Origin of the sequence: Kribbella sp. NBC_00889 (assembly GCF_045207705.1) — a bacterium.
Taxonomy (GTDB): Bacteria; Actinomycetota; Actinomycetes; order Propionibacteriales; family Kribbellaceae; genus Kribbella.
This window is the reverse complement of record NZ_CP108783.1, coordinates 4,378,541-4,398,582: the sequence shown is the minus strand read 5'-3', so window position 1 is coordinate 4,398,582 and position 20,042 is coordinate 4,378,541. Positions and strand designations below refer to the sequence as shown.

At 68.6% G+C, this 20,042-nt stretch carries 20 protein-coding genes; 14 read left to right on the top strand and 6 right to left on the bottom strand.

What is annotated here, in order from left to right; genetic code table 11:
• Position 1: 1 nt before the first annotated feature.
• The gene (locus OG817_RS21240; RefSeq protein WP_406057131.1) at positions 2-766 is read right to left on the bottom strand and encodes a pyrroline-5-carboxylate reductase family protein; all 765 of its coding nucleotides are present in this window, start codon (positions 764-766) and stop codon (positions 2-4) included.
• Between the two features lie 181 nt (positions 767-947).
• On the opposite strand from OG817_RS21240, the gene OG817_RS21235 reads away from it, so the two are divergent.
• From OG817_RS21235 to OG817_RS21220, 4 genes are all read left to right on the top strand, one after another.
• Positions 948-1,637 carry a pyridoxamine 5'-phosphate oxidase family protein gene (locus OG817_RS21235; protein WP_406057129.1) on the top strand — a complete coding sequence of 230 codons (690 nt, stop codon included), beginning with the start codon at positions 948-950 and terminating at the stop codon, positions 1,635-1,637.
• Positions 1,638-1,666: 29 nt separating this feature from the next.
• Positions 1,667-2,893 carry a PucR family transcriptional regulator gene (locus OG817_RS21230; RefSeq protein WP_406057127.1) on the top strand — a complete coding sequence of 409 codons (1,227 nt, stop codon included), beginning with the start codon at positions 1,667-1,669 and terminating at the stop codon, positions 2,891-2,893.
• Positions 2,894-3,003: 110 nt separating this feature from the next.
• The gene (locus OG817_RS21225) at positions 3,004-3,978 is read left to right on the top strand and encodes an ornithine cyclodeaminase family protein (RefSeq protein WP_406057125.1); all 975 of its coding nucleotides are present in this window, start codon (positions 3,004-3,006) and stop codon (positions 3,976-3,978) included.
• A 12-nt stretch (positions 3,979-3,990) separates the two neighbouring features.
• A complete protein-coding gene (locus OG817_RS21220) occupies positions 3,991-5,244 on the top strand; it encodes an NAD(P)/FAD-dependent oxidoreductase (protein WP_406057123.1) in 1,254 nt (417 codons plus the stop codon).
• Positions 5,245-5,565: 321 nt separating this feature from the next.
• On the opposite strand, the gene glnA is transcribed toward OG817_RS21220, so the two are convergent.
• Positions 5,566-6,990: a type I glutamate--ammonia ligase gene (glnA, locus tag OG817_RS21215; RefSeq protein WP_360447709.1), complete on the bottom strand. Its 1,425-nt coding sequence runs from the start codon at positions 6,988-6,990 to the stop codon at positions 5,566-5,568.
• Positions 6,991-7,181: 191 nt separating this feature from the next.
• Between glnA and OG817_RS21210 the strand changes: the two genes are divergently transcribed.
• Positions 7,182-7,643 carry an RDD family protein gene (locus OG817_RS21210; RefSeq protein ID WP_406057120.1) on the top strand — a complete coding sequence of 154 codons (462 nt, stop codon included), beginning with the start codon at positions 7,182-7,184 and terminating at the stop codon, positions 7,641-7,643.
• Here the strand turns inward: OG817_RS21210 and OG817_RS21205 are convergent, their stop codons facing one another.
• The 3 genes from OG817_RS21205 to lipA all read right to left on the bottom strand — a co-directional run bounded on the left by OG817_RS21205 (position 7,644) and on the right by lipA (position 10,751).
• Complete coding sequence (locus tag OG817_RS21205; RefSeq protein WP_406057118.1) at positions 7,644-8,921, bottom strand: class I SAM-dependent methyltransferase; 1,278 nt, start codon at positions 8,919-8,921, stop codon at positions 7,644-7,646. It lies immediately after the preceding gene.
• Between the two features lie 168 nt (positions 8,922-9,089).
• Positions 9,090-9,788, bottom strand: coding sequence for a DUF4191 domain-containing protein (locus OG817_RS21200; protein ID WP_406057116.1), 699 nt, complete (start codon positions 9,786-9,788; stop codon positions 9,090-9,092).
• Between the two features lie 18 nt (positions 9,789-9,806).
• The gene (lipA, locus tag OG817_RS21195; protein WP_396389276.1) at positions 9,807-10,751 is read right to left on the bottom strand and encodes a lipoyl synthase; all 945 of its coding nucleotides are present in this window, start codon (positions 10,749-10,751) and stop codon (positions 9,807-9,809) included.
• A gap of 222 nt (positions 10,752-10,973) precedes the next feature.
• Between lipA and OG817_RS21190 the strand changes: the two genes are divergently transcribed.
• Both OG817_RS21190 and OG817_RS21185 read left to right on the top strand, forming a co-directional pair.
• On the top strand, positions 10,974-12,347 hold the full coding sequence (locus tag OG817_RS21190; protein ID WP_406057114.1) for a histidine kinase: 1,374 nt from the start codon (positions 10,974-10,976) through the stop codon (positions 12,345-12,347).
• Positions 12,344-13,027, top strand: a complete 684-nt coding sequence (locus OG817_RS21185; protein ID WP_406057112.1) for a response regulator — start codon at positions 12,344-12,346, stop codon at positions 13,025-13,027. The genes OG817_RS21190 and OG817_RS21185 overlap by 4 nt, the downstream gene beginning before the upstream one ends.
• Here the strand turns inward: OG817_RS21185 and OG817_RS21180 are convergent.
• Positions 12,982-14,178 carry a low temperature requirement protein A gene (locus OG817_RS21180; RefSeq protein WP_406057110.1) on the bottom strand — a complete coding sequence of 399 codons (1,197 nt, stop codon included), beginning with the start codon at positions 14,176-14,178 and terminating at the stop codon, positions 12,982-12,984. The genes OG817_RS21185 and OG817_RS21180 overlap by 46 nt on opposite strands.
• A gap of 147 nt (positions 14,179-14,325) precedes the next feature.
• Here OG817_RS21180 and OG817_RS21175 point away from each other — a divergent pair, with 147 nt between their 5' ends.
• From OG817_RS21175 to OG817_RS21145, 7 genes are all read left to right on the top strand, one after another.
• Positions 14,326-15,063: an SDR family oxidoreductase gene (locus OG817_RS21175; RefSeq protein WP_406057108.1), complete on the top strand. Its 738-nt coding sequence runs from the start codon at positions 14,326-14,328 to the stop codon at positions 15,061-15,063.
• Positions 15,060-15,311, top strand: a complete 252-nt coding sequence (locus OG817_RS21170; protein ID WP_406057106.1) for a hypothetical protein — start codon at positions 15,060-15,062, stop codon at positions 15,309-15,311. Before OG817_RS21175 ends, OG817_RS21170 begins: the two co-directional genes overlap by 4 nt.
• A gap of 2 nt (positions 15,312-15,313) precedes the next feature.
• Positions 15,314-16,180, top strand: a complete 867-nt coding sequence (locus tag OG817_RS21165) for an RNA polymerase sigma-70 factor (protein ID WP_406057104.1) — start codon at positions 15,314-15,316, stop codon at positions 16,178-16,180.
• Positions 16,180-16,539 (top strand): hypothetical protein, encoded by a 360-nt coding sequence (locus OG817_RS21160; RefSeq protein WP_406057102.1) that lies wholly within the window; start codon positions 16,180-16,182, stop codon positions 16,537-16,539. Before OG817_RS21165 ends, OG817_RS21160 begins: the two co-directional genes overlap by 1 nt.
• 127 nt (positions 16,540-16,666) lie before the next feature.
• Positions 16,667-17,548 (top strand): ABC transporter ATP-binding protein, encoded by an 882-nt coding sequence (locus OG817_RS21155; RefSeq protein ID WP_406057100.1) that lies wholly within the window; start codon positions 16,667-16,669, stop codon positions 17,546-17,548.
• Positions 17,545-18,717 carry an ABC transporter permease gene (locus OG817_RS21150; RefSeq protein WP_396389285.1) on the top strand — a complete coding sequence of 391 codons (1,173 nt, stop codon included), beginning with the start codon at positions 17,545-17,547 and terminating at the stop codon, positions 18,715-18,717. The genes OG817_RS21155 and OG817_RS21150 overlap by 4 nt, the downstream gene beginning before the upstream one ends.
• 109 nt (positions 18,718-18,826) lie before the next feature.
• Entirely contained in the window at positions 18,827-19,792 is a 966-nt protein-coding gene (locus OG817_RS21145) for a LysR family transcriptional regulator (RefSeq protein ID WP_406057098.1), read from the top strand.
• The last annotated feature ends 250 nt before the right edge of the window (positions 19,793-20,042 follow it).

Sequence of the window (20,042 nt, the reverse complement as noted above, 5' to 3'; positions counted from 1 at the left end):
GTCAGTCGGCCACGATGGCGCCGCCGGTGTACGGACGGCTCAGGCGGGTGAGGACATCGTGGTAGGCGTCCATGAACGCCGTACGGACGTTGTTCCGTTCGAGGGCCGCGACACCACGGACCGTCGACTCGCCCGGTGTACCCACCTCACGGCGTACGGCGAGGGTGTCGCCGTCGCGTTTGATCAGGAGCTCGGCCGTGCCGGCCATGGTCTCGAGGAACATGGCCTTCGCGCTCTTGAGGTCGAGGCCGTGGCAGACCGCGGCGTCGATCGCGGCCTCGGCCAGCACCGCGATGTAGGCGGGCATGACCCCGGACGTCGCCGTGGCCAGGTCCATCTGGCGCTCCGGAAGGACTACGACCGTCCCGAGCCGGGAGAGGAGCTCGACCGCGGGCTCGCCGCCCGCGGCCACGGCAACCACGCCTCGGCGGACCTCGACCGGCGTGTTGGGCATCGTCCGTACGACGGTGGCGCCGGGGTAGGCGGCTTGGAGCTCGCCGACGGTGGTCGGGCCCATCATCGAGATCACCATCTTCCCCGTCGCGTCGACACCCTTGGCGATCTCGGCCAGCTGGTCGGGACGATGACCCAGGAACACAGTCTCGGAGCGCTTGAAGAGGTCGGCATTGGTGGGCATCACCTCTCCGCCGAGCTCGGCCACGAGCGCCGCCGCCCGCCCGGAGCCCGCGTCGGTGGCGTAGACCGGCTCACCGAGCCCACGCGCGATTGCACTGGCCATGTTTCCTGCGCCGACGAAGCCGATCATGTGGATCCTCTGTCAGGGGGACGAACGGTCATCTGAACCGTAGAGCGGTCGAGCCGTTCGTACTTGCGTCGCACGTCGGACCCGTGCCGCACGTTTTGCATCACCTGTCGTTAGCAATCGCGGCCGGGCCCGCCGAGGATCGGTGCACAGAAGGAATGTGCCGGCAGGAAGGCCGCAAAGCATGCCGAGTAGAGGTGCGACCGACAAGTCGACGGGGCCCGCGAGTCCGCGGGTCCGGGTCCGGCGTCGACCCGCCCGAGCGTCGTACGACCTCGACAAGGTCCACGAGATCCTGGACGAGTCCCTCATGTGTCACGTCGGCTTCGTCGTCGACGACCAGCCGTACGTGTTGCCCACCCTGCACGTCCGGGTCGGCGATGAACTGCTCATCCACGGCTCCCGCCGGAACCGGATGTTCAACCTGATCGCCGACGGCGCGCCCGTCTGCGTGGAAGCCACGGTTCTCGACGGTCTGGCGATGGGCCGCTCCGTCCTGCAGAACTCGGTGAACTATCGCTCGGTCGTCGTCCTGGGCACGGGTACGGCGATCGAGGATCCCGAGGCCAAGCTGGAACGCATGCTGGCTCTCGTCGAGAAGTGCATCCCGGGCCGGTTGCCGGACCTGCGACCGCTGACCGATGCGGAGCTCGGTAGTGCTCTGTTGGTGTCCATTCCGCTCGACGAGTGCTCCGTCAAGGTGCGCACCGGCGACGGGGACGACGCGGCAGCGGATCGAGCCCTACCTGTCTGGGCGGGCGAGCTCCCGTTGCGGGTGACACCTGGTGAGCCGGTCCCGGACGAGCATGTGCCGGCCGGTACGGCGGTCCCCGAGTATCTGCGGTTGTGGGGCCAGGGCAGAACGGGAGTGTGACACCGGCCATCGGACGCTATCGTCGGAGGATGACGTCAGAGCTCCAACGGTTGGTTGATGCTCTAGGCCACAAGATCCAGCGCAACGTGACCGTCGACGATGCCTGGATGCGTCAACTGGCCTTCTCCTCGCACGAGTACGGCCCCGTCGACAGGCTCCGTCGGCAGTCGATCTTCCAGCAGCACGACGTACGTCCGGAAGTCCTGGCCTGGACGCAGGCGGCCGGAGCGCGGACCGCGGTGGAGCCGTTCCGGCCGCCGATCGATCCCCGGATCGGTTGCACTCATCAACGGCTGGTGATCCCGATCCGGTGGCAGGGCGCACTGGTCGGTTACATCTGGATCGTGGAGGGGGAGAACGAGCTCACCGCGGAGGAGCTGAAGACCGTTTCCCAGACGACCGAGACGCTGGCTGCCGCCCTGCATCGAGACCAACTGGCTGAGGAGTTCAGCAAGAGCAGGATTCGCGATCTTGCCCATGAGCTGATTCTGGCCGGCGACCTGGCCGCTCGTCGGCACGCCGCCGCCGACCTCGTCGACGCCGACTACTTCGTCGCATCCGAGCCGGTGTGCGTCGTGGTCGTCACACTGTCCGCGGACGGTCGCGGGCTGTCCGAGAACGAGCGCGACGTACTCGGTGGATGGCTCGATCGCGCGGGACGCCGGCTGAGCGATCGTCGTCACATCTGCCTGGTCCGGCGAGACCACGGGCTCCTCCTGCTCTCCGACAAGGACCCGATGTTCGGCGGCACGGAGAAGGTCGCGCTGGTGCGTGATCTGCTGTCGAGCATCCTGGCGGATCTGCCAGACAGTGATCCGTACGCCGGCATCGGCAGCGTGGCCGGCGATCTGACCGATGCGCACAGCTCGTACGAGACGGCACAACGAGCAGCCCGCGTGGCCCGCGTCATGGGCGGCCCGGATCGCGTGATGTCCCACGAGGAGCTCGGCGTCTACGGACTGCTCACCAGAATCCCGAGTCGTGAACTCGACGAGACTTGCGTGCCATCCGGACTGCTCCAGTTGATCGGATCAGGCCCGAAGGGCGCCCAGCTGGTCGATACCCTCGAGGCGTTCCTGGAGAACGCGGGAGACGTCCAGGCGACGGCGGAGCAACTGTTCGTGCATCGCACCACGCTGTACTACCGGCTCCAGCGGATCGAAGAACTGACCGGCGCCCACCTGTCCAACGGGGAGGACCGCCTCGTGTACCACCTTGGCCTGAAGATCGCCCGGCTGATCGGACTCAGAAGTTAGCTACAGGAGGAGGAGAGCGGGCCGCCGCTTTCCGACGACGGGAGAATGCCCGGCGCACGACCATCCCCCTAGCGTGAACGCGTGACGCGATTCGGGATGGAGACGCCGGGATGCTGGTACTGACTGCGACGGACGTACGGGCGGCGTTCCCGATGGGCGACGCGGTGGAGTTGATGCGCTCGGCAATGGCCGCGCACGGCAGGGGAGAGGTGTTCCAGCCGCCTCGTGTGGTGCTGGATCCGCCGGCGTTCGATGGGTCCGTCTGGCTCAAGCCGGCCGCTGTCGAGGGAGGGGTCGGGCTCAAGGTGCTCACGATCGTCCCTGGGAACCAGCAGCGTGGCCTGGAGGTGATCCAGGCGTTCGTCGCTCTGCTCGATCCCGTGACCGGCGTACTGCTGGCGCTGCTCGAGGGCGGAGTGGTGACGGAGCTTCGCACCGCTGCGACCTCGGGTGCTGCCACCGATCTGCTGGCCAACCAGGACGCAGGTGATCTCGCCATCATCGGCGCCGGAGTCCAGGCGCGGAGCCACCTTCTGGCGATGGCCGAGGTCCGCAAGCTCCGGCGCGTCCGCGTCTGGAACCGGACCGAACCACGAGCGCTCGAGTTCGTTCGATGGGCCGAGGCTCGCGGCTTCGAGGTCGAGGTCTGCGACAGCGTGCAGTCCGCGGTGGACGGAGCGGACCTGGTCTGTACCGTCACGTCGTCGACGGACCCCTTGATCGACGGCGACTGGATCTCCCCAGGCACACACCTCAACGCGGTCGGTGCCTTCCACCGCGAGGGTCGCGAGCTCTGCGCCAACCTGGTGCGGAAGGCGGACGTCTTCGCCGTCGACAGCCGTGATGGCGCCTTCGCCAACGCCGGCGACATGCTGATACCACTCGGCGAAGGCGCCCTCGCCGACTCGTTCGATCCACCCGAGGTCGGTGAGTTGCTCGTCGGCACTCGGGCCGGGCGGACGACGACAGACCAGATCACCGTGTTCGAGTCCCTGGGGTTGGCGATCCAGGACGTCGCGGCGGCAGCATCGATCGTCACGCTTGCGCAGCGTGAGGGCATCGGCGTCGTGATCGACTTTCCCTGACAGGAGCCGGTCGTGACCAAGGAAGTCACCGTTGTCGGCGGCGGAGCCATCGGTCTCGCCACCGCCTACTACCTGGCCCAAGCGGGCGCGGCGGTGCGGGTGATCGAAGCCCGCCAGGTCGGCAGCGGGGCTTCGTGGGGCAACAGCGGCTGGATCGCTCCCTCGTTCGCCGCGCCGATCCCTGCGAAGGGGCTGGTGAGCTACACGTTGAGGTCCTTGTCGGACCCGGCATCGCCGATCTACTTCGCCCTGCGAGCCGACCCTGACTTCATCCGCTGGGCGTGGAGGTTCTGGCGCCACTGCAACGACGGTGCCTTCCAGCGCGGAATGCATGCCACGGCAAAGCTGGGCGAGAAAACTCATCAGCTGTACGCCGAACTCACCGCTCGCGGGATCGACTTCGGAATCCGGCGCGAGGGGATCCTGATGGTCGCCCTGCGGGCCGGTGCGCTCGAGGCCGACCTCGACCGGCTGAGGATCTTGTCGGCGTACGGATATCCGTTGCCAGAGGCAATCTTGACCGGGGCCGAGTTGCACGAGGCGGAGCCGGTTCTGTCCGACGAGGTGACCGCGGGGTTCATGATCGAAGGCGAGGCGCATGTCGACCCGGCGCGGATCAGCCGCGGATTCGCGGACGCCCTCGGCCAGGTCGACGCCGAGCTCTTCGAGGGCACCGAGGTTGCCGGAATCGAGCATCGCAACGGGCGGGCGACCGCTCTGCGCACCTCGTCGGGACGGTTCACGGTCGAGAACGTCGTACTCGCCGCCGGAGCCTGGACCGAGCCCCTCGCGCGGATGCTCGGCGTCAGGCTGCTCATGCAGGCGGGCAAGGGCTACAGCTTCTCCATCCGTCCCCGGACCCAGCCGCTCCGGCCCATCCATTTCGGTGAATCGAAGGTGGTCGTCACGCCGCTGTCCGACGGCAAGACGCGCGTCTCCGGGACGATGGAGCTGAGCGGCCTCAATCTGCGTCTGGACGAACGCCGCATCCGCGCCATCAAAACCGGGGCGAGCCGGTATCTGGCGGACTGGCCCGACGACACCGTCGAGGACGAGTGGGTCGGCATGCGACCCCTCGCCGCTGACGGCCTGCCGATCCTCGGACGCGTGCCCGGCTTCGAGAACGTCTATCTGGCGACCGGCCACTCGATGTCCGGAATCACCTTGGCCCCGGCAACCGGCCTCTTCATGTCCGACCTGATCATGACCGGCCGAACACCGCCCCCGCTGACCCCCTTCGCCCCCGCCCGCATCACCCGCCGCTGAAACCGACGAGTCCACCCAGCCACCACTCCCGCGGCCGGACAGAATCGTCATACTGGACGTCCCGCATCCGGCTGGATCCGGGGAGGATCTCTGACCGCTACGGGGCCGGAATCGTCCCCAAATCCGCCCGGGGTGAAGCAGACGCTGCGCCCATCCGGTCAGACGGCTCGCAGAGTTTCCTCGAACTCGGTCACGAGCCCTTCGCCGCGGAAGCCCGTGCCGCCGTTATTGCTGGCGGCACGGGCCGGGAGTCTCACGGAACGGCGACGGAACGCGGAGGGGCCGTGATGATTTCTCCGCGGGTCAGCGGCCTACAGCCGATCAGACGTCGTAGTACAGCTCGAACTCGTGGGGGTGGGGGCGGAGCTGGATGGGGGCGATTTCCTGCTCGCGCTTGAGGTCGATCCAGGTCTCGATCAGGTCCTCGGTGAAGACGTCGCCTTCGAGCAGGAAGGCGTGGTCGGCCTCGAGGGCGTCGATCACGGCCGGGAGCGAGGTGGGGACCTGCGGGATGCTCGCGTGCTCCTCCGGGGGGAGCTCGTAGAGGTCCTTGTCGACGGGGTCGATCGGCTCGATCTTGTTCCGGATGCCGTCCAGGCCGGCCAGCAGCTGGGCCGCGAAGGCCAGGTACGGGTTCGCCGACGGGTCGGGGCAGCGGAACTCGATCCGCTTCGCCTTCGGGTTCGACCCGGTGATCGGGATCCGGATGCAGGCCGAGCGGTTGCGCTGCGAGTAGACCAGGTTGACCGGCGCCTCGAAGCCCGGCACCAGACGGTGGTAGGAGTTCACCGTCGGGTTGGTGAAGGCCAGCAGCGACGGGGCGTGCTTGAGCAGGCCGCCGATGTACCAGCGGGCCACGTCGGACAGGCCGCCGTACCCGGACTCGTCGTAGAACAGCGCGTCGCCACCGGAGAACAGCGACTGGTGGCAGTGCATGCCGGAGCCGTTGTCACCGAAGATCGGCTTGGGCATGAACGTCGCGGTCTTGCCGGCCGCCCAGGCGGTGTTCTTGACGATGTACTTGAACTTCTGCAGGTTGTCCGCGGTCTTCAGCAGTTCGTCGAAGCGGAAGTTGATCTCCGCCTGACCCGCCGTACCGACCTCGTGGTGCGCGCGCTCGACGAGCAGGCCGGCCCGCTCCAGGGCCAGCGTGATGTCGTCGCGCAGGTCGCCGAAGTGGTCGGTCGGCGCGACCGGGAAGTAGCCACCCTTGTAACGGACCTTGTAGCCGCGGTTGCCGCCGTCCTCGACCCGGCCGGTGTTCCAGGCGCCGGCGACCGAGTCGATCGAGTAGTAGCCGGAGTTCGCCTTGGTCTCGAACCGGACGTCGTCGAAGACGTAGAACTCGGCCTCCGGCGCGAAGAACGCGGTGTCCGCGATGCCGGTCGACTTCAGGTACTCCTGCGCCTTGCGGGCGATGTTGCGCGGGTCGCGGCTGTACGCCTCGCCGGTCAGGGGGTCGTGCACGAAGAAGTTGATGGCCAGCGTCTTGGTGCCGCGGTACTCGTCGACGAAGGCGGAGGTCGGGTCGGGCAGCAGCTTCATGTCGGACTCGTGGATCTGCTGGAACCCGCGTACCGACGACCCGTCGAACATGAGGCCCTCTTCGAAGACCTCCGGTCCGAACGACGACACCGGGACGGTGAAGTGCTGCATGATGCCCGGCAGGTCGCAGAACCGGACGTCGATGATCTCGACGCCCTCGTCCTTGACGTAGGCGAGCAGCTCCTCAGCGCTGGAAAACATACGTACTCCTCGGGGTGGCTCAGAGATTGCATCTGAACGTAGGGCCTGCCGATTACTCGGCCGTGACCCCAATGTTTCGCGGATGTTACGCCCAGCGTGTCCGCGCTGACCCACTGGTGTACGGCGGTGACGGCCTGAGATCTCCCGGTCCGCTGTGTCCCGGCCCGGACCGTTTCCGTAGGCTAGCCATCATGGCATCATCCGCGCAGCCGGGCACAGGACCCTCCGAGGAATTCCGGTTCCCGGGGAATCGGCTGGGGCTCCCGGCCACCGGACCGGGCTCGGTCGCGGGCTGGGGCCGCCGGGTGCTGGCGCTGCTGCTGGACTGGCTGATCGCCGGGCTGATCGCGTCCGCGGTCACGTCGAAGCCCATGTGGGCGGGTGGCAATGATTTCGGGACCGCGCAACTGGTCGCCTTCTTCGCCATCACCGCGATCCTGACCGGGCTGGCCGGCGGCACCATCGGTCACCGTGTGTGCGGGATGAGGGTGATCCCGATCCGCGGCACCACCAGCTACACGACGCAACCAGGGCTGCTGGCCGGCGTCATCCGCGCGTTCCTGATCTGCCTGCTGATTCCGGCCGTCGTCTACGACCGCGACCGCCGGGGCCTCCACGATCGCGCCGCGAACACCGCCGTCGTACTGCGGTAGTCAGGGCCGGGTGAGCCGGAGCTGGACGTCGTCCAGGTAGCCGGTGCGGAAGCCGGCCTCGGAGTACGCGAGGTAGAACTCCCACATCCGGCGGAAGGTTTCGTCGAAGCCGAGATCGGCGATGGCCGGCCCGCGCTCGATGAAGCGGTTCCGCCAGATCCGCAGGGTGCGCGCGTAGTCGGCGCCGAGATACCGGAGCACCTCGAGACGCAGGCCGGCGTGCCGCGTGGTGATGTCCTCGATCACCTTGATCGAGGGGATCAGGCCGCCGGGGAAGATGTACTTCTGCACCCAGGTGAACGTGTTCCGGGTGGCCAGCATCCGCTCGTGCGGCATCACGATCGCTTGCACCACCGCGACCCCGCCGGGAGCGAGCCGTCGCTCGATCGCGTCGAAGTAGACCGGCCAGTACTTCTCGCCGACCGCCTCGATCATCTCCACGCTCAGTACGGCGTCGAACTCGCCGATCTGGTCGCGGTAGTCACGCAACGCCACCTGCACCCGGTCGCTCACGCCGGCCTCGGCGATCCGGCGCTGGGCCATCAGTGCCTGCTGCGAGGCGATCGTGATCGCGGTGACCCAGGCACCGCGTTGCGCGGCGCGGATCGCCAGGCTGGCCCAGCCGCACCCGATGTCGAGCACCCGCGATCCGGACACCACCCCGGCCGCGTCGAGGATCGCGTCGAGCTTGTTCAGCTGCGCCTGCGTGAGTTCGTCGTACGACGCTGTGGCCAGGTCCGCCGCGGCGGCGGGGCCGAAGTACGCCGCCGAATAGGTCAGGGTGGGGTCGAGGAACTCGGAGAACATCGCGTTGCTGAGGTCGTAGTGGCGGCTGACGTTCTCGCGGGCACCGGCCCGGTCGTTCTCCTGGTCTCCGGGCTGGGACCGGGTCACCAGCCAGCGCAGCGACTGTGCCCATTTGGGCAGCAGGTGCCGGGTCTCCTCGTTGCTGAACCGCTCGGCGAACGGGACCAGCAGATCGGACAGGTCGGTGCCCGGTTCGGGATCCCAGTCGCCGGCCAGATAGGCCTCACCGAATCCGGACCCGGCGTCGTGACCCAGTCGGTCCAGGAATGCCGCGCTGCGGTGCACCCGCATCGCCGGTCCGCCCAGGCCGTACGACCTGTTCTCGAGGTGGATCGTGGCAGGCAGATCTCTGGCGATCAGACGGAGCGCGGCCAGCGCGCCGGCCCGGCGGACCGGGTTCGACCGAGGTCGGGCCAGTGTCGGCCACGTCTCGGTCACCGGCTGATGCACAGCCGGGAGGAGATCCGTCATGATCGTCAACCTCGTGTCCTCGATCCGTCCTGGTCGCACCTTAAGGCCCAACCTCCGCCCCACGACGCGACACGAAGGCACACTCGTGCCACGTCACGGACAGATCAACTGATGAGCGGCCGCCGGGTTACCCCGGCAGCATCTCGCTCGTCGCCCCCCAGCGCCGAGTCACCGGCCCTTCATGGCCTGCCTGGCGCCCTTGAGGCTGGTCGGCACCGGACCCTTCGGCATCGGCACCTGCGGGCGAACGGCGTCCAGCGCCTTCAGCCGCTGCAGCAGGTCCGTGATCTCCGACGGCTGCAGCGCCTGGGGCAGCTTCATCACGTGCTTGGTCAGCTTGCGGATGTCGACCTCGTCCTCGCCCTGACCGGCCACGATCTGGATCACCGGCGCGCCACCGGCCACCCGGTTGTGCTTCTTGCCCTCGGCGGCGAGCAGGTTCTTCACCCGGCTCGCCTGCCCCTCGCCGACCAGCACGATGCCCGGACGGCCGACGACCCGGTGCACGATGTCGGCGTTCTTGGTGACCGCGACGGCGGGCGTCACGGTCCAGCCGCGGCGCAGTGTCTGCAGCGCGGACGCGGCCGCACCCGCCTGGCCCTCGATCTGGCTGTACGCCGCCTTCTCGACCTTGCGGCCGAAGATGATCGTCGCGGCGAGGAAGCCGAGCGCGACACCCAGCGGGATCCACACCATCAGCGGCCCGACCAGCAGGCCGACCACCACGAAGATCGCGACGATGCCGAGGAAGATCCCGGCGAGCACCAGCCCGACCGTCGGGTCGGACTTCTTGGTCAGCTTGTACGCCGAGGCGATCTGCTTGAGCCGACCGGTCTTCTTCTCTTCGGGCGCGTCGTTCTTGGCCATCTCTCCCGGATCCCTGTTTTAAGCGGTCTGTGTCGCGGCGTTCATCCGCGACTCCACAGCCTGACGGTACAGCCGACCGGCCCGGTACGACGAACGCACGAGTGGCCCGGACATGACTCCGGCGAAACCGATCGCCTCGGCCTCGGCCTGCAGCTCCACGAACTCCTCGGGCCGGACCCACCGCTCGACCGGGTGGTGCCGCACCGAGGGGCGCAGGTACTGGGTGATGGTGATGATCTCGCAGCCGGCGGCGTGCAGGTCGCGCAGCGCCTGGCTGACCTCGTCCCGGGTCTCGCCCATGCCGAGGATCAGGTTCGACTTGGTCACCAGGCCGTAGTCGCGGGCCTGGGTGATGACATCCAGCGAGCGCTCGTAGCGGAAGCCCGGCCGGATCCGGCGGAAGATCCGCGGCACCGTCTCGACGTTGTGCGCGAACACCTCGGGCCGGGACGAGAACACCTCGGCGAGTTGCTCGGGGACAGCGTTGAAGTCGGGCGCGAGCATCTCGACGCCGGTGCCCGGGTTCAGCTCGTGGATCTGGCGGATCGTCTCGGCGTACAGCCAGGCGCCGCCGTCGTCCAGGTCGTCGCGGGCGACGCCGGTCACGGTGGCGTAGCGCAGGCCCATGGTCCGGACCGACTCGGCGACCCGGCGCGGCTCGTCCCGGTCCAGCGCCTGCGGCTTGCCGGTGTCGATCTGGCAGAAGTCGCAGCGGCGGGTGCACTGGTCACCGCCGATGAGGAACGTGGCCTCGCGGTCTTCCCAGCACTCGAAGATGTTCGGGCAGCCGGCCTCCTGGCACACGGTGTGCAGCTGCTCGGACTTCACCAGCTTCTGCAGTGCCAGGTACTCCGGGCCCATCTTGGCCCTGGTCTTGATCCACTCGGGTTTGCGCTCGATCGGGGTCTCCGCGTTGCGCACTTCGAGCCTGAGTAGCTTCCGTCCTTCTGGGGCGATCGTCACGACCCTAAGCGTACGCGGCCCTGGTCAGGGGCGATCCACCCCCACGGGCTGTCCGGTGCTCCCCTGCGTGCTGCGCGGCACTCGGCACGGCATCTCGCTGCACTGGAGCAAAGGCCACGATGGAACCACATCGAGGCCTCCACTCCAGCACACCGAGCTACCGCACCGAGCACCTGCTCGCGACTGCAGGGGAGCACCGGACAGCCCGTAGGCTGATGAGCTATGGCCACGCTTGAACTGGGTACGACGTCCGCGGCCGCCGAGCCGGGGACACCACCCGGCACCGGGACGACTGTTCGGGGCTGGGTGCGGCCCGGTCCGACCGCGGCGCAGCGGCGTGCCGACGTACTGCTGGGTCTCGGGATGGCCGTCGCCGCGGTGATCGGCACCGAGCTGGCCCGGGGTGCCTCGCCGACGCATGTGGACCTCGGGATCGGCGGAGTCGAGCCGTACGTGCTCAGCGCGGCGGTCTCGCTGCCGCTGTGCTTCCGACGCCGGTTCCCGATCCCGGTGCTGCTGGCGGTGGCGGCACTGTTCGTGGTCACGGGGGAGCGGGCGATCTTCGCCTTCGCCAGCAACCTCACCACCCAGGCGTCCCTGTTCATGGCGATCTACGCGGCCGTCGCCTGGGCCCGGGACCGGCGGCTGATGAAGGCGTCGGTCGCGGTCGTCTTCGTCGGGATGTTCGGCTGGCTGGCGATCAACTTCGTCAGAGCCCTGCGCAACAACGAGATCGAAGGCCCGAACCACGCACTGCTTTCGCCGTACGTCTCCAGCGTCATCCTCACCGTCGCACTGAACATCCTCTACTTCTTCGGCGCCTATTTCTGGGGCAGGACCGCGTGGGGCACCGCCCGGCAGCGCCACGAACTCGAGCAGCAGGCCACCGAGCTCGCCGCTCAGCAGGAGGCGAACGCCCGCCGCGCGGTGATCGATGAGCGGCTACGGATCTCCCGCGAGCTGCACGACGTGGTCGCGCACCACATCAGCAGCATCGGCGTCCAGGCCGGCGGCGCCCGGCGGGTGATGGACTCCGACCCTGACGCGGCCAAGAACGCGCTCAGCGTGATCGAGGACTCCAGCCGTACGGCGGTCAACGAGATGCGCCAGCTCCTCGGCATGCTCCGCGCCGCCGACCCCGACGTCGACCTGGAGGCGCCGGTCGCCAAGGCGCCACAGGCGGGCGCCGACCGGCTCCCGGCGCTGATCGCGGACGTGAACGGCGAGGGCCTGTCGGTCGGCTTCCACCAGATCGGCCAGCCGGTCCAACTGCCCGAGACGGTCTCGGTGTCGGTCTACCGGATCGCCCAGGAGGCGTTGACCAACGTACGACGGCACTCGACGGCGCGGAGTGCACACATCACGCTGCGCTACCTTGGTGACTCGGTCGAGCTCGAGGTGATCGACGACGGCCGGCCCAAGCACGCCCCGGTGGGTAGCCGGCTCGGCCATGTCGGCATCCGTGAGAGGGTCGGTCTGCTCGGCGGCGAGACCGAGATCGGGCCGCGCGCAGTAGCTGCCGGTGGCTTCCGGGTCCGGGTCCGGATCCCGCTCGACCCGCAAAACCGCCCACTACAAGGAGGAGACCAGGCATGACCGACACGGTGACCGAGCCGATGCGCGTCCTGCTGGTGGACGACCAGGACCTGGTCCGGGCCGGGTTCCGGATGATCCTGTCGGTCGAGCCGGAGATCGACGTGGTCGCCGAGGCCTCCGACGGGGGGAAGGCGATCGAGCTCGCGCTGGCGCTGCGGCCGGACGTCGTACTGATGGACGTCCAGATGCCCGGCATGGACGGAATCACCGCGACCCAGCGGATCGTCGCGGCGGACGCGGGCAAGGTCGTCATCCTCACCACCTTCGACCGGGACGACTACCTGTTCGAGTCGCTCGGGGCCGGGGCCAGCGGGTTCCTGCTCAAGAACACGGCGCCCGAGGACCTGGTCGACGCGATCCAGGTCGTGCACTCCGGCCATGCGCTGCTCGCGCCCGAGGTGACCAGGCGTGTCATCAAGCGGTTCACCGGCGGCGGCGAGCGGGTCTACCGCCCGGACCTGCTGGAGGACCTGACCGAGCGCGAACGTGAGGTGCTCGGCCTGATCGCCCGCGGCTTGACCAACACCGAGATCGCCAACCAGCTGTACGTCGGCGAGGCCACCGTCAAGACGCACGTCTCCCGCGTGCTGCTCAAGCTGGGCCTGCGCGACCGCGTCCAGGCTGTCGTCTTCGCCTACGAGTGCGGCTTGGTCACCCCTGGCGACGACCCGACCGGCTGACCGGCGACCACCGCGACCAGCGAGCAGACGGCGGCGGTCACGACGACAACGGCCGGTACGCCGATTTGCTCGGCCGTCAGCGGGACGACCGCGAGGACAGCGCCGGCGCAGAGGATCAGCGCGGGATGGATCACCCGGTCGACCTCGATCGGCTTGTGCACTGCCCAGAGCAGCACGATGAATGCGGCTGCAGGCACCGAGACCGAGTAGCCGACCGTCACGGGGGAGACCTCCATCTCGTGACCTGTCTGGACGGCCACCTCCAGACCGGCGCCCAGCGCGGCCAGCGACGCGAAGACACCGTAGTGCCCGTAGCCCCAGCGGTACGACTGGTTGCGCCGCTGGCTGAGGCACTCTCCGGCCGGGTGCTGGAAGTAGAACCACCAGAGCGCGAAGAGCAGCACCAGACCGGCCCCCGCGACGACCAGGAGCGAGCCGCTGAACTCGCCGGCGGCCAGCGCGTTCTGTACGCCTCTGGTTGCCGCCAGCACGCTCTCGCCGAGCAGGATCAGCGTGAACAGGCCGTACCGCTCGGCAATGTGGTGCGGGTGCCAGTTGGTCGGGTAGGTGCGTTCGGCCCAGAGCGGCACGGACAGCTCGAGCACGACCAGCACCAGGAACACCGGCGGATTGGGTCCACCGGTCAGGACCAGACTCAGCACCCATCCCACCTGTGCGACCGCGATCCCGATCGCGTAGCGGAGCGCCGTACGCCGACGGGTCGGGTCCTCGGCGGCCGCGCGCAGCCACTGGGCCACCAGGGCGAGTCGCATGATCACGTATCCGAGCGCCACCCAGCGGAAGTCCGAGTGCTTGGCCGCCTCCGGTATGCCGGCCGCGATGACCAGGACACCGCCCATCTGCACCATCGTGAGCAGCCGGTACGCGACGTCGTCGGTGGCGTACGAGGAGGCGAACCAGGTGAAGTTCATCCACGCCCACCAGATCGCGAAGAACACCTCGAGGAACGGCACCACCCCGTCGGCGAGGTGACCGTCCTCGATGCTGTGCGCCAGTTCGGCGGTGGCCGCGGCGACCGCGACCACCAGGGTCAGATCGAACAGCAGCTCCAGCGGACTGGCCGTGCGGTGTGGCTCGTCGACGGCGCGGGCCGTCATCCGGGCTCTGAGCGGGGTGCGTTCTGCGGGCAAGGTCGGCTCCTTGTCGGTCCTGTCACCAACTGAGACAGGACAGTGTCGCGAACTGTGACCGCTCGCGCTGTCACAACCGCGGTGGGTGCCCTGTCTTAGCTGGCGACAGGAGTGCGACCAGCGCACCCGCAGCACGAGAGGTGAACCATGAAGATCGTGGTGATCGGCGGTACCGGACTGATCGGCTCGAAGCTGGTCCGGCGATTCGAGGCGGACGGTCACGAGGCGATCGCGGCCTCACCGAACACCGGAGTGAACACACTGACCGGCGAGGGACTGGCCGAAGTACTGGCCGGCGCCGCCGTGGTGGTCGACGTGTCGAACTCACCGTCGTTCGAGGACACCGCCGTGATGAAGTTCTTCGAAACGTCCACGTCCAACCTGCTCGAGGCCGAAGCCGCCGCCGGGGTGGGGCACCACGTGGCGGTGTCCATCGTCGGCACCGAGCGGCTCCCCACCAACGGGTACTTCCGGGCCAAGATCGCGCAGGAGCAGCTGATCGAGAACGGAGGCATCCCGTTCTCGCTGGTGCACGCGACGCAGTTCTTCGAGTTCACCAACGCGATCGCGGACACCGCCACCGATGAGGCCGGCAAGGTCCACATGGCACCAGTGAGCTTCCAGCCGATGGCCGGTGACGACGTCGCGGACCAGGTCGCCAAGACCGCGGTCGCCGAGCCGTTGAACGGCCGCCGGGACATCGCCGGGCCGGACCGGTACCGGATGGACGACTTCTTCCGGATGGCGCTGCCCGACCGCGAGATCGTGACCGACGACCACGCGACGTACTTCGGCAGCGAACTGCTCGAGGACAGCCTGGTCCCGATCGGCGACGTGACGCTCGGTCAGTTCCACTACCCCGAGTGGGCGGAGGCGCATCGATGAGCTCTGGCGACTTCCTGGAGCGACTGGAGACCGAGGTCAACGCCGACCTGGCGATGGCCCGAGCGGGTGCACCGGCGGCCGACGCTCCGCCGAGTGAGTGGCTGGTGGACCCGGAAGAGGTCGAGGTCGAGCAGACTGAGTACACCAGTCTGCTCGGGGCCGTCCAGGCGCTCGAAACCGACCGGATGGATCCGGGCCAGACCCCCACCGGACGCGACGACACGGCGCGGGGGCAATGGGAGGAGTGACGGTGGCGGACGACCTCGAATCGGCCCTGGAGGTGTTCGAGGGGGTTCGCCCACGGCTCTTCGGGATCGCCTACCGGATGCTGGGGAGCGCCACCGAGGCCGAGGACCTGGTCCAGGACGTGTGGCTGCGGTGGCAGGCCGCTGACCGCAGTGCAGTCACCAACCCGGCGGCGTACCTGGCGACCGCGACCACTCGGCTGGCGATCAACGCCGCGCAGTCGGCCAGGGTCCGCCGGGAGACGTACGTCGGGCCGTGGCTGCCCGAACCGGTCGACACCAGCGCGGATCCGTACCTCGGTGCCGAGCGCGCTGACGCGCTGGAGTTCGCCGTACTGCTGCTGCTGGAACGCCTGTCGCCGAACGAGCGGGCGGCGTACGTACTGCGGGAGGCGTTCGACTACCCGTATCCGCAGATCGCCGAGATCCTGCAGCTCAACGAACCAGCGGTTCGCCAGCTCGTCAGCCGGGCCCGCAAGCACGTCACCGGCGAGCGCCGTACTCCGGTGGACAGTGCCGAGCAGCGCAAGCTCCTCAGCGCCTTCGTGACTGCGGCGAGGTCGGGTGACCTCGCCGAGCTCGAGGAGCTGTTCGCCCCGGACGTGACGAGCGTCTCCGACGGCGGAGGGATCCGCAGTGCCTCCAAGATCCCGGTGCACGGAGCGCAGACGGTGGCGAAGTACTTCCGGTCGTTCAAGGACCGCTTCTGGGCCGGGGTCGAGGTGGAGCTGTCAACCGTCAACGGGCAGCCCGCCGCGCTGCTGCGGCAGGACGGCAAGGTCTTCACCGTGCTGACCATGGTCGCCACCAGCGAGGGCATCGAGCAGCTCCTGTGGGTGATGAATCCGGCCAAGCTCGGACGCGTGGGGTGATGGAGTCCGTCGTACGACGCTTCGCGGCGGCCTGTGCGGCAGAGGACCAGGAGGCCGTGCGGGAGGTGCTGGCCGCGGACGTCGTGCTGGTCAGTGACGGCGGCGGCCGGGTCCTCGCGCCGCTGCGCCCGATCCGCGGCGCGATCGAGGCCGCGCGGATCGTCGTCACGCTGATGTCGGCGGCGGTCCTGTCGATCGAGGAGATCAACGGCCGTCCCGGCGTCGTCCTGCGCCGGGGCGGCCGGGTCGAGGCCGTTGCCTCACTCGAGGTGACCGGGTCCGTCATCACCCGCATCTGGGTCGTACTGAATCCGGACAAGCTGGCGCACTGGCTGGTGTCCGATCCGTCCCGCGGATGACACCGCCGATCACCCTGGCGGCCGACGTGCCCGCACGCCTGTCCTGACTAGCGTTGGAACCGCTCCCGCCGTGGGAGCGACCGGCGTGCGCCCGGTCAGGGGCCGACGTGATGGGAAGCGGTGACGGATGCTGAGGGTGGCTGGGCTCACTCGGCGGTTCGGGGATCAGTTCGCGCTGGACGACGTGACATTCGACGTCGTCCCGGGACGGATGACCGGATTCGTCGGAGCGAACGGAGCCGGGAAGACGACGGCGATGCGGATCATCCTCGGCGTGCTGGCGGCGACCGCCGGCGAGGTGCGGTGGAACGACGCGCCGCTGACCCAGGAGGTACGGCGGGACTTCGGGTACATGCCGGAGGAGCGTGGGCTGTACCCGAAGATGAAGATCCGCGACCAACTGGTGTTCTTCGGCCGGCTGCACGGCCTCTCCGCGGATCGTGCGGAGGAGCGCACCGACAAGCTGCTCGAACGCCTCGGACTGGCCGAGCGGGCCACCGACGCGCTGGAGACGCTGTCGCTGGGCAACCAGCAGCGGGTGCAGATCGCGGCCGCGCTGGTGCACGAGCCGATCGCGCTGGTCCTGGACGAGCCGTTCAGCGGTCTCGACCCGCTGGCGGTCGACACGATGGTGGACCTTCTCCGCGAGGAGGTGACAACCGAGGTGCCGGTGCTGTTCTCGAGCCATCAGCTCGACCTGGTCGAGCGGCTCTGCGACGACCTCATCGTCCTGTCCCGGGGCAAGGTCGTCGCGGCCGGTCCGGTGGCGGACTTGGCTGCCGGCTCGGGTACGACGTACCGGCTCGTGGTCGACGGTGACGCGGGCTGGCTGCGCGACATCCCGGGCATCCAGGTGCGCGACGTGGCCGGCGGTGCGGCGCTGTTCGACGTCGAGACCGACGGGGCGGGACAACACATTCTTCAGCAGGCGATCACTCGCGGGCCGGTGCTCGAGTTCGGGCCGGAGCGGGTGGCGTTGAGCGACATCTTCCGGGAGGCGACCCGATGAACGACCGATCTCTGGACCGTCCGTGGATGCTGATCGCCGAGCGCGAGATCACCACCAAGCTGCGGGACAAGACCTTCATCGGCTCGACCGTGGTGATGCTGTTCATCGTCATGGTCGCCGTGATCCTGCCGGCGGTGCTCGCCGGCCGCGGCGGCGCGGACAAGATCGCCGTTGTCGACGATGCCGGTGCGAAGGTCGTGCAGCAGGCGTCCACCACCAAGGGCGGTGACGGCTTCGAGGTGATCCGGGCCGCGGATCGTCCGGCCGCCGAGCAGCTCGTGACCGACGGCGACGTGAAGGTGGCGCTGCTGCCGGATGCCGACGGATACGTCGTCCTCGGCAAGGACCGGGTCGACTCCGGGCTCGAAGGCGCGTTGCGTGAAGCGGCGTCGGCCGTCGGGATGGAGAAGAACGCGGCCGGGGCCGGACTGACGCCGACCGAGCTCCGCGCCGGCACGAAGGTGCAGCTGGAGCTGCTCAAGCCGGGTCCGTTGCCGGACATCGTCTCCGACTTCGTCAACATCGGCCTGGCGCTGGTGTTCTACATGACCGCGCTCGGCTTCGGCATGATGATCGCGCAGAGCGTCGTCCAGGAGAAGGAGAGCCGGGTCGTCGAGATCCTGGCCGCCGCGGTACCGATCCGGTCGCTGCTGTGGGGCAAGGTGCTCGGCAACACCGTGCTGGCGTTGTCCCAGATCGTGGTGATCGCGGCCGCGTCGCTGATCGGGCTGCTGGCCACCGACCAGGCCGACATCCTCGAGGTGGTCGCTCCGGTGGCCGGCTGGTTCGTGGTGTTCTTCGTGCTCGGGTTCGTCGCCCTGGCCGGGTTGTGGGCGGTCGCGGGATCGCTGGCGACCCGGCAGGAGGACCTCGGGTCGACCACACTGCCCGGGCAGATGATCCTGATGATCCCGTTCTTCTTCTCGGTGTTCGCCGGATCATCGGCCAAGACCGTGGCGTCGTTCATCCCGATCGCGTCGTCGATGGCGATGCCGGGCCGGATGCTGACCGAGGACGTGCCGCTGTGGCAGCCGCTGCTGGCGATCGTGATCCTGCTCGCCGGCACCGTCCTGATCGTCCGCCTCGGCGCCCGTCTCTACGAGCGCACCCTCCTCCAAACCGGCCGCCGCCTCGGCTACCGAGAGGCACTGGCCATCAAGGCGACCTGATCTATCGTGCCAGCCGGGGCCGACGTTACAAGGTTGGTCCCGGCTGAGACGAAACCGCAACACTCGGAAACTGTGAGCTGTGCGTTGACCTGGACTACGGTCTCAACGCATGAACGTCGAGCTGCGCCACCTGCGGGTGGTGGTCCTGGTGGCAGAAGCGGGGTCCGTCGGACGGGCCGCCCGCTGGCTGAAGGTCAGCCAGCCGAGCCTGACCGCGCAGCTGAAGCGCATCGAGGCCGCCTTCGGCGGTGAGCTGTTCGAGCGCTCCCGCACCGGCGTCACCCCCACCGCACTCGGCCGGTACGCCGTCGACCGCGCCCGCGCCATCCTGGTCGACGTCGACCACCTGTCCGCCACCGTGTCCGCGATGACGGCGGTCGAGTCCAGCGCCGTACGGCTGGGCGGATTTCCGACCGCGCCCATGTCAGGCATCGCCTCGCGACTGCGCGACCACGGCGAGATCGAGCAGGTGAGCATCGAGGTCGAGTGGTCCACCAGTGTGTTGCTGCAGCAGTTGGAGAGCGGACGGCTCGACTTCGCGCTGCTGCGCGAGTTCCCGGGCTTCGAACCGCGGCTGCCGAGCGGCGTCGAGGCCACCACAGTCGTTGAATCGGAATCGGCGTACGTCGTGATGTCCGCCGACCACCCGCTGGCGGTCGCATCGCGGCACCGCGGTGAGATCGAGCTGGCCGCGCTGTGCGACGAGGAGTGGATCGGGGAACCGCCGGACGACAGCGGCTTCCACGTGTTGTTCCGGGCGGCCTGCGAGGAGGCCGGATTCCAGCCGAAGGTCGAGCACCACTCGGTCGACACTTCGGTCCTGATGGGCTTCGTCACCAGCGGCCAAGGCGTCGCGCTCGTCTCACCGACGTCGTACCGGATGCTCTCCACCGACGTCACCACCCGCACCCTCACCGGCGACCCGATCCACCGTCGCCTGCTGCTGGCCTGGAGCACGGAATCGCCGCGCGCCCAGATGGCGCGGGACGTCCACGAAATGGCCGCCGCAGCCTACGAACAAGCCTTCACCGAACACGCCCGCCGAGACCAACACCAACGCATGCACGTCGCGTAACCCGCGCCCCACCGCGAACACCTTCCGGGACCGTGAACACCTTCCGGGGACGGTGAACACCTTCCGGGGACCGTGAACACCTTCCGGGGACCGTGAACACCTCCCGGGACGGTGAACACGTCATACCGTGTCCGCACTCCCCACACCCTGTCCACGGCCCCCGGCGATGTGGGTGGGCCAGGGTGCTCCACGACCTTGTGCACGGGTCGACCACATCGGCGGGTGTCTGGTGGTTGATCGGTGCACAAGG

Coding starts and splice junctions, on each gene's coding strand:
- OG817_RS21240 (WP_406057131.1), bottom strand. CDS start 766: ATGATCGGCTTCGTCGGCGCAGGAAACATGGCCAGTGCAATCGCGCGT.
- OG817_RS21235 (WP_406057129.1), top strand. CDS start 948: ATGCCGAGTAGAGGTGCGACCGACAAGTCGACGGGGCCCGCGAGTCCG.
- OG817_RS21230 (WP_406057127.1), top strand. CDS start 1,667: ATGACGTCAGAGCTCCAACGGTTGGTTGATGCTCTAGGCCACAAGATC.
- OG817_RS21225 (WP_406057125.1), top strand. CDS start 3,004: ATGCTGGTACTGACTGCGACGGACGTACGGGCGGCGTTCCCGATGGGC.
- glnA (WP_360447709.1), bottom strand. CDS start 6,990: ATGTTTTCCAGCGCTGAGGAGCTGCTCGCCTACGTCAAGGACGAGGGC.
- OG817_RS21210 (WP_406057120.1), top strand. CDS start 7,182: ATGGCATCATCCGCGCAGCCGGGCACAGGACCCTCCGAGGAATTCCGG.
- OG817_RS21205 (WP_406057118.1), bottom strand. CDS start 8,921: ATGACGGATCTCCTCCCGGCTGTGCATCAGCCGGTGACCGAGACGTGG.
- OG817_RS21200 (WP_406057116.1), bottom strand. CDS start 9,788: ATGGCCAAGAACGACGCGCCCGAAGAGAAGAAGACCGGTCGGCTCAAG.
- OG817_RS21190 (WP_406057114.1), top strand. CDS start 10,974: ATGGCCACGCTTGAACTGGGTACGACGTCCGCGGCCGCCGAGCCGGGG.
- OG817_RS21185 (WP_406057112.1), top strand. CDS start 12,344: ATGACCGACACGGTGACCGAGCCGATGCGCGTCCTGCTGGTGGACGAC.
- OG817_RS21175 (WP_406057108.1), top strand. CDS start 14,326: ATGAAGATCGTGGTGATCGGCGGTACCGGACTGATCGGCTCGAAGCTG.
- OG817_RS21170 (WP_406057106.1), top strand. CDS start 15,060: ATGAGCTCTGGCGACTTCCTGGAGCGACTGGAGACCGAGGTCAACGCC.
- OG817_RS21160 (WP_406057102.1), top strand. CDS start 16,180: ATGGAGTCCGTCGTACGACGCTTCGCGGCGGCCTGTGCGGCAGAGGAC.
- OG817_RS21155 (WP_406057100.1), top strand. CDS start 16,667: ATGCTGAGGGTGGCTGGGCTCACTCGGCGGTTCGGGGATCAGTTCGCG.
- OG817_RS21150 (WP_396389285.1), top strand. CDS start 17,545: ATGAACGACCGATCTCTGGACCGTCCGTGGATGCTGATCGCCGAGCGC.
- OG817_RS21145 (WP_406057098.1), top strand. CDS start 18,827: ATGAACGTCGAGCTGCGCCACCTGCGGGTGGTGGTCCTGGTGGCAGAA.